At 71.7% G+C, this 7473-nt stretch carries 5 protein-coding genes; all 5 read left to right on the plus strand.

The genetic code is table 11. The features are described 5' to 3' along the window. The first annotated feature begins 97 nt into the window (after nucleotides 1-97). The 5 genes from ACFY2K_RS12515 (at nucleotide 98) to ppdK (ending at nucleotide 7258) form a co-directional block, all read left to right on the plus strand. On the plus strand, nucleotides 98-1318 hold the full coding sequence (locus tag ACFY2K_RS12515; RefSeq protein WP_380524899.1) for a histidine kinase: 1221 nt from the start codon (nucleotides 98-100) through the stop codon (nucleotides 1316-1318). Further along, nucleotides 1306-1950 carry a response regulator gene (locus ACFY2K_RS12520; protein WP_380644354.1) on the plus strand — a complete coding sequence of 215 codons (645 nt, stop codon included), beginning with the start codon at nucleotides 1306-1308 and terminating at the stop codon, nucleotides 1948-1950. Before ACFY2K_RS12515 ends, ACFY2K_RS12520 begins: the two co-directional genes overlap by 13 nt. Then, a complete protein-coding gene (locus ACFY2K_RS12525; RefSeq protein ID WP_387711169.1) occupies nucleotides 1947-2729 on the plus strand; it encodes a DUF4097 family beta strand repeat-containing protein in 783 nt (260 codons plus the stop codon). Before ACFY2K_RS12520 ends, ACFY2K_RS12525 begins: the two co-directional genes overlap by 4 nt. Before the next feature lie 68 nt (nucleotides 2730-2797). Further along, complete coding sequence (gene dusB, locus ACFY2K_RS12530; protein WP_375892519.1) at nucleotides 2798-3985, plus strand: tRNA dihydrouridine synthase DusB; 1188 nt, start codon at nucleotides 2798-2800, stop codon at nucleotides 3983-3985. Between the two features lie 564 nt (nucleotides 3986-4549). Further along, nucleotides 4550-7258 carry a pyruvate, phosphate dikinase gene (ppdK, locus tag ACFY2K_RS12535; protein ID WP_375892521.1) on the plus strand — a complete coding sequence of 903 codons (2709 nt, stop codon included), beginning with the start codon at nucleotides 4550-4552 and terminating at the stop codon, nucleotides 7256-7258. Nucleotides 7259-7473 lie beyond the last annotated feature (215 nt).

A 7473-nucleotide genomic window follows, 5' to 3' on the forward strand; every position in this document is an offset into this window, starting at 1 on the left:
GGTGCCCCACACCGAATCGGGGGTGTATCTAGCTACACCCCCGGCGGGGACCCCCCTTCATGGCGGCCGTTGATCACCGGGCCCTACGCTGTCCGGCATGCCCTCCACCACGTTGCGCCGAGCGCTCGTCAGGAGCCTTCGGCGACCACCGTGGTCGGCCGGGACCTGGCGGGACGCCCGCTTCATCGCCGCCGGAATACCCGTGGCCGTGCCGGTCTGGCTGGCGCTGACCGAGTCCAGCCTGCTCTTCCCGGTCCTCGGGGCCGTGCTGGTCTGCTCGCGCTGGCTCACCGCCCTCCAGCGCGGACGGCTGCGCGCCCTCCGCGGCGTGGAGGTGCCGCCGCCCGGCGCGCCCGCGGGCCGGCGGCTGGCCCGGCTGCGGATCGGCCTCACCTGGCGCCAGGTCGGCTACCACCTGCTGATCGGCCCGGTGCTGGCGCTCTGCGCGCTGGCCGCCGTCTACCTCTGGGGCATCGCCCTGGTGCTGACCACCCTGTACGCCTGGGTGTGGCTGCTGCCGCCCGAGGCGGGGCTGCGCGGTGAGCTGGCCGGTCTGGACGCGGCGCTCACGGTGTTCGGGGTGCTGCTGCTGGCGGCGGCGCCCTGGGCGACGGCGCTGGCCGCCCGGCTGGAGGTGCGGGCGGCGCAGCTGCTGCTCGGCCCGAACCGGGCGGAGCAGCTGGAGCAGCGGGTCGAGGAGATCGCCGAGTCCCGGGCCGGCCTGGTGGACGCGGTGGACGCCGAGCGCCGCCGGATCGAGCGGGACCTGCACGACGGCGCCCAGCAGCGCCTCACCTCCCTCGCGATGAACCTGGGCCTGGCCCGGCGCACCCTCAAGGACTGCCCGCCCGACGCCATGCAGGTGATCGTCGCGGCGCACGAGGAGGCGCAGGCGGCCATCGACGAGCTGCGCGACCTGGTCCGCGGCCTGCACCCGGCGGTCCTGGAGGACCGCGGGCTGGACGCGGCGCTGTCCGGCGTCGCCGCCCGGGCCCCGTTGCCGGTGCGGCTGGACGTCGAGCTGTCCGAGCGGATCGCCCCGACCGTCGAGGCGGTCGCCTACTTCACCGTCTCCGAGGCGCTCACCAACGTGGCCAAGCACGCCCGGGCCGAGCGGGCCGACGTCTCGGTGCGGACGATCGGCGGCCGGCTGCGCCTGGTCGTCAGCGACGACGGCGTGGGCGGCGCGGACGCCTCGCGCGGCACCGGGCTCACCGGTCTGCGCCAGCGCGCCGCCTCGGTCGACGGGACGCTGTCCGTTCTCAGCCCCCTCGGGGGCCCCACCACCATCACCGTGGAGTTGCCGTGCGTGCTGTGATCGCCGAGGACTCGGTCCTGCTGAGGGTCGGCCTGGTCAAGGTCCTGGAGGCGGTGGGTTTCGAGGTGGTGGCCGCCGTCGGGGACGCCGTCGAACTGCTGGCCGCCGTCGAGGAGCACCGTCCGGGCGTGGTGGTCTCGGACGTCCGGATGCCCCCGGGCTTCCACGACGAGGGCGTCAAGGCGGCGATGGTGATCCGGCAGCAGTGGCCGGACACCGCCGTGCTGCTGCTCTCCCAGTTCGTGGAGGAGCGGTACGCCGCGGATCTGCTGTCGACCAACACCAGCGGCGTCGGCTACCTGCTCAAGCAGCGGGTGGCCAATGTGGACGACTTCGTGGACGCGCTCCAGCGGGTCGCCGAGGGCGGCACCGCGCTGGACCCGGAGGTGGTGGCCCAGCTGCTGGTGCGCCGCCACCGGGACCCGTTGGAGAAGCTGACCCCGCGCGAGCGGGACGTGCTCTCGCTGATGGCGGAGGGCCGTTCCAACGCGGCCATCGCGGGCGCCCTGGTGGTCAGCGACAGCGCGGTGGCCAAGCACATCAACTCGATCTTCACCAAGCTGGACCTCCCGCCGGCCGACGACAGCCACCGCCGGGTGATGGCGGTGCTGCGCTTCCTGGAGATCACGTGAGCGCGCGGTCCACCAAGGCGTGGCGGATCACCGGCGTGCTCACCGTGGTGTTCGTGGTGGTCATGGGCGGGGCGCAGACCCTGGCCCTGGTGGCCCGGCAGTCGCGGACCGAGCAGCAGACCTTCGTCACCGCCGTCCACAAGCTGCAGCTGGCCACGAGCAGCGCCTCCGTGCGGATCAAGCCGGGGGTGGAGGGCCGGGTGGTGGTGAGCAAGAACCTCGACTGGACGGTCTCCGAGCCCCGGGTGCGCGCCGATGTGGTCGGCGACACGATGACCGTCGGCGTGGAGTGCCGGCGTTCGCTGCCCTTCTACAACTGCGGCGCCTCGATCGAGCTGGAGGTGCCCGCGGGGACGGAGGTCGCCGGCACGGTGACCTCGGGGGCGGTCGAGGTGTCGGACCTCAGCGGCGCCGTCCGGCTGGACGGGACCTCCGGCTCGATCCTCCTGCACGGGCTGTCCGGCCCGGTCCGCGCCCGCACCACCTCCGGGATGACCCAGGGCAGGGACCTCTCCTCGGCGCGGGCGGAGGTGTCCAGCACCTCCGGGTCGGTGGACCTGACCTTCCGGTCGGCGCCGCAGGACGTCAAGGTGAGCACCGGCTCCGGCTCGGTGACCGTGCGGGTGCCGAAGGACAGCCGCTACCGGATCAACGGCGGGACGGGTTCGGGCAGCAGCTCCATCGATCCGGCCCTGGGCGACGCCGCCAGCGGCAGGAGCCTGGAGGCCGACGTCGGCTCGGGCTCCCTGGACATCGGGTACCGCCAGGATCCGGAGTAGGCGGGGCGGCTCACCCGGGTGGGGGACAATGGAGAGTCCCGTCCCCTTCGCCCAGAGGTCAGCCGCGCATGACAGTCACGCCCGCACCCACCGCGCCCGAGTCGGCGACCGCGACCGCGACCGGGTTCGCGCCGCTGGACATCGGCCCGATCCGGGTGTGGCCGCCCGTCGTGCTGGCGCCGATGGCCGGCATCACCAACGCGCCGTTCCGCACCCTGTGCCGCGAGCAGAGCGGCGGCAAGGGCCTGTACGTGTCGGAGATGATCACCACCCGGGCGCTGGTCGAGCGCAACGCCAAGACCATGCAGCTGATCAAGTTCGACCCGAGCGAGAAGCCGCGTTCGATCCAGCTGTACGGGGTGGACCCGGTGACCGTCGGCAAGGCGGCCCGGATGATCTCGGACGAGGGCCTGGCCGACCACATCGACCTCAACTTCGGCTGCCCCGTCCCCAAGGTGACCCGCAAGGGCGGCGGCTCGGCGCTGCCGTACAAGCGCAACCTGCTGCGCGAGATCCTGCGCGAGGCCGTCGCCAACGCCGGGGACCTGCCGGTGACCATGAAGATGCGCAAGGGCATCGACGACGACCACCTGACCTTCCTGGACGCCGGCCGGATCGGTGCCGAGGAGGGCGTGGCCGCGATCGCCCTGCACGGGCGCACCGCCGCCCAGCACTACGGCGGGACGGCCGACTGGTCGGCGATCGCCCGGCTGCGCGAGTCCGTCCCGGCGCACGTCCCGGTGCTGGGCAACGGGGACATCTGGTCCGCCGAGGACGCGCTGCGGATGATGCGGGAGACCGGCTGCGACGGCGTGGTGGTGGGCCGCGGCTGCCTGGGCCGCCCGTGGCTGTTCAAGGACCTGGTCTCGATCTTCGAGGGCGACGTCGACCACGCCCGCCCCGACTTCGGCTACGTGGCCCGGGCGATGGTGCGCCACGCCCAGCTGCTCGGCGAGTGGCTGGGGGACGAGGCGCGCGGTGTGGTCGACTTCCGCAAGCACGTCGCCTGGTACACCAAGGGCTTCTCGGTCGGCTCCGAGCTGCGGGTGCGGCTGGCGAACTCCTCCTCGCTGGCCGAACTGGCCGGGACCCTCGCCCAGGTGGAGCAGACCCAGACCTGGCCGATCGGCGCGGACGGCCCGCGCGGGCGCACCAGCGGCAACGGCCGGGTGGTCCTGCCGGAGGGCTGGTTGGACGATCCGTACGACTGCGCCCGACCGGGCGAGGACGCCGAATCGGACACCTCCGGCGGATGATCTAGCCGATCCGTCGAATTCGACCCCTCGGGGCCGCTGGCCACCCGGTCCCAGCCCTCTTGTCCATTCTGGACAGGAGGGCTCCTTTTCGGCGTGCTGATGTCACGGAACGGGCACGTTCCTGGACGCAGTGCGACGATTGGCGCAGGCGTCCTACGTTCGAGCCGTGAGACGGGCTGGTGACGCTTGCCACACGCCAGGGCGGGTGACGGTCGGTCAGTGGACGGAATGGACAGGTCGAGCGTGGAACGCTTCCCGAAGCCGGTTCGACGCCGATCGGCCGATCCGGGTGCAGGAAATCAAGCCGGGGCAACGCGACCGACCCGCGGTCGCTACCCAGCGTCCGAATCGGGCGATCTTCCCGTTTCCGAGCCTTCAAGACTTGAACGCTGGCTCGCGTCAGGGGGACGATTTCACCAACAGAGGTGAACGCCTTTATGTGCATTCGATCTAGCGGGTTACCACTCGGTACCGGCCTCGTGTGGCCTATTCAGGGCAGAGAAGTGCCTTCGAAATGGGTATGTTCTCCGGCGTCAGGGCAACCGCGTACGAGGAGACCGACCCGTGCCGTCCCAGCAGAAGTTTGTTTACTCCTTCACCGAAGGAAACAAGGACCTCAAGGATCTTCTTGGCGGCAAGGGCGCGAACCTGGCCGAGATGACCAATCTGGGGCTCCCCGTCCCTCCGGGGTTCACCATCACCACCGAGGCCTGCAAGGTCTTCCTGGAGACCGGTAGCGAGCCGTCCTCCCTGCACGAGGAGATCAGCGCCCACCTGGACGCCCTCGAACAGGAGATGGGCAAGAAGCTCGGCCAGGCCGACAACCCGCTGCTGGTCTCCGTCCGTTCCGGTGCCAAGTTCTCCATGCCCGGCATGATGGACACGGTCCTGAACATCGGCCTCTCCGACGCCTCGGTGGTCGGCCTGGTCGCCCAGTCCGGCAACGAGCGCTTCGCCTGGGACTCCTACCGCCGCCTGGTCCAGATGTTCGGCAAGACCGTGCTGGGCGTCGAGGGCGAGCTGTTCGAGGAGGCCCTGGACGAGGCCAAGCACGCCAAGGGCACCGTCAACGACCTGGACCTGGACGCTTCCGACCTCCGGGAACTGGTCGAGGTGTTCAAGGGCATCGTCGAGCGCGAGACCGGCCGGGCCTTCCCGCAGGACCCGCGCGAGCAGATGGACCTCGCCGTCCACGCCGTCTTCCACTCCTGGAACGGCGACCGCGCCCGGCTGTACCGCCGCCAGGAGCGCATCCCGAACGACCTGGGCACCGCGGTCAACGTCTGCAGCATGGTCTTCGGCAACCTCGGCGAGGACTCCGGCACCGGCGTCGCCTTCACCCGCGACCCCTCCACCGGCGCCCAGGGCGTCTACGGCGACTACCTGTCCAACGCCCAGGGCGAGGACGTCGTCGCCGGCATCCGCAACACGCTGCAGCTGTCCGAGCTGGAGAAGCTCGACAAGAAGTCGTACGACGAGCTGATGGCGATCATGCAAAAGCTCGAGAACCACTACCGCGACCTCTGCGACATCGAGTTCACCATCGAGCGCGGCAAGCTCTGGATGCTCCAGACCCGGGTCGGCAAGCGCACCGCCGCGGCCGCCTTCCGGATCGCCGTCCAGCTGGTCGACCAGGGCCTGATCGACCTCGACGAGGCCCTGATGCGGGTCACCGGCGGCCAGCTGGCCCAGCTGATGTTCCCGCGCTTCGCCCCGACCGGCGAGTCCAAGCAGATCGGCTGGGGCCTGGCGGCCTCGCCCGGCGCCGCGATCGGCAAGGTCGTCTTCGACTCGTACACCGCCGTCAAGTGGTCCCGCTCCGGCGAGAAGGTCATCCTGGTCCGCCGCGAGACCAACCCGGACGACCTGGACGGCATGATCGCCGCCGAGGGCATCCTCACCTCGCGCGGCGGCAAGACCTCGCACGCCGCCGTCGTCGCCCGCGGCATGGGCAAGACCTGCGTCTGCGGCGCCGAGGAGCTGGAGGTCGACACCAAGGCCCGCAAGTTCACCACCGCCGACGGCCTGGTGGTGCACGAGGGCGACGTGGTCTCGATCGACGGCGCCAGCGGCAAGGTCTACCTCGGCGAGGTACCCGTCCTGCCGTCCCCGGTGGTCGAGTACTTCGAGGGCACCCTGCACGCCGGCGCCGACGTCCAGGGCGGACTGGTCCAGGCCGTCCACCGGCTGATGTCGCACGCCGACGGCCGCCGCCGGCTCGCCGTGCGGGCCAACGCCGACAACGCCGAGGACGGCGGGCGCGCCCGCCGCTACGGCGCCCAGGGCATCGGCCTGTGCCGCACCGAGCACATGTTCCTCGGTGAGGAGCGCCGCAAGGAGGTCGAGCACCTGATCCTCGCGGACAACGACAAGGACCGCGAGCTCGCCCTCTCCACCCTGCTGCCGCTGCAGAAGGGCGACTTCCTGGAGCTCTTCCAGGCGATGGACGGGCTGCCCGTCACCGTGCGCCTGCTCGACCCGCCGCTGCACGAGTTCCTGCCGGACATCACCGAGCTGTCGGTGCGCGTCGCCCTCGCCGAGGCCCGCAAGGACCCGAACGAGAACGACCTGCGCCTGCTCCAGGCGGTGCACAAGCTGCACGAGCAGAACCCGATGCTCGGCCTGCGCGGCGTCCGCCTCGGCCTGGTCATCCCCGGTCTGTTTGGCATGCAGGTCCGGGCCATCGCCGAGGCCGCCGCCGAGCGCAGGCTGGCCGGCGGGGACCCGCGCCCCGAGGTGATGATCCCGCTGGTCGGCACCGTCCAGGAGCTGGAGCTGGTCCGCGACGAGTGCGAGCGGGTGCTCGCCGAGGTCGTCCAGTCCACCGGCGTCCCGCTGGACATCAAGCTCGGCACCATGATCGAGCTGCCGCGCGCCGCGGTGACCGCCGGTCAGATCGCCGAGGCCGCCGAGTTCTTCTCCTTCGGCACCAACGACCTCACCCAGACGGTCTGGGGCTTCTCCCGGGACGACGTGGAGGCCTCCTTCTTCACCGCCTACCTGGAGAAGGGCATCTTCGGGGTCTCCCCGTTCGAGACCATCGACCGGGACGGCGTCGGCTCGCTGGTCAAGCACGCCGTCGAGGCCGGCCGGGCCACCCGCCCCGACCTCAAGCTCGGCGTCTGCGGCGAGCACGGCGGCGACCCGGAGTCGGTGCACTTCTTCCACGAGGTGGGGCTGGACTACGTCTCCTGCTCCCCCTTCCGGATCCCGGTGGCGCGCCTGGAGGCAGGCCGCGCCGCCATCGAGACGGCGGGCAGCGACTCGCGCTGAGAGGGTAGGCATCCCCTACTCACGCGCGGGTACGACTGACCGCTCACCCTCCCGTCGGGAGGGCGTACACCGGAGCTCGGCGCAGGAGAACCGGCGTACGTGACACGGCCGGGGGGGGGCCCCCCCCCGCGGGGGGGCCCCCCCCGCCCCGGGGGCGGGGGGGGCGCCGGGGGTGTGTGTCACGGCCCCCCCCCCGCCCCCCCCCCCCCAACAGG

Origin of the sequence: Kitasatospora sp. NPDC001309 (assembly GCF_042896295.1) — a bacterium.
GTDB lineage: Bacteria > Actinomycetota > Actinomycetes > Streptomycetales > Streptomycetaceae > Kitasatospora.

What these genes read in the sequence shown, in the direction of transcription:
- ACFY2K_RS12515 (WP_380524899.1), top strand. Translation starts at nt 98, where the DNA reads ATGCCCTCCACCACGTTGCGCCGAGCGCTCGTCAGGAGCCTTCGGCGA.
- dusB (WP_375892519.1), top strand. Translation starts at nt 2,798, where the DNA reads ATGACAGTCACGCCCGCACCCACCGCGCCCGAGTCGGCGACCGCGACC.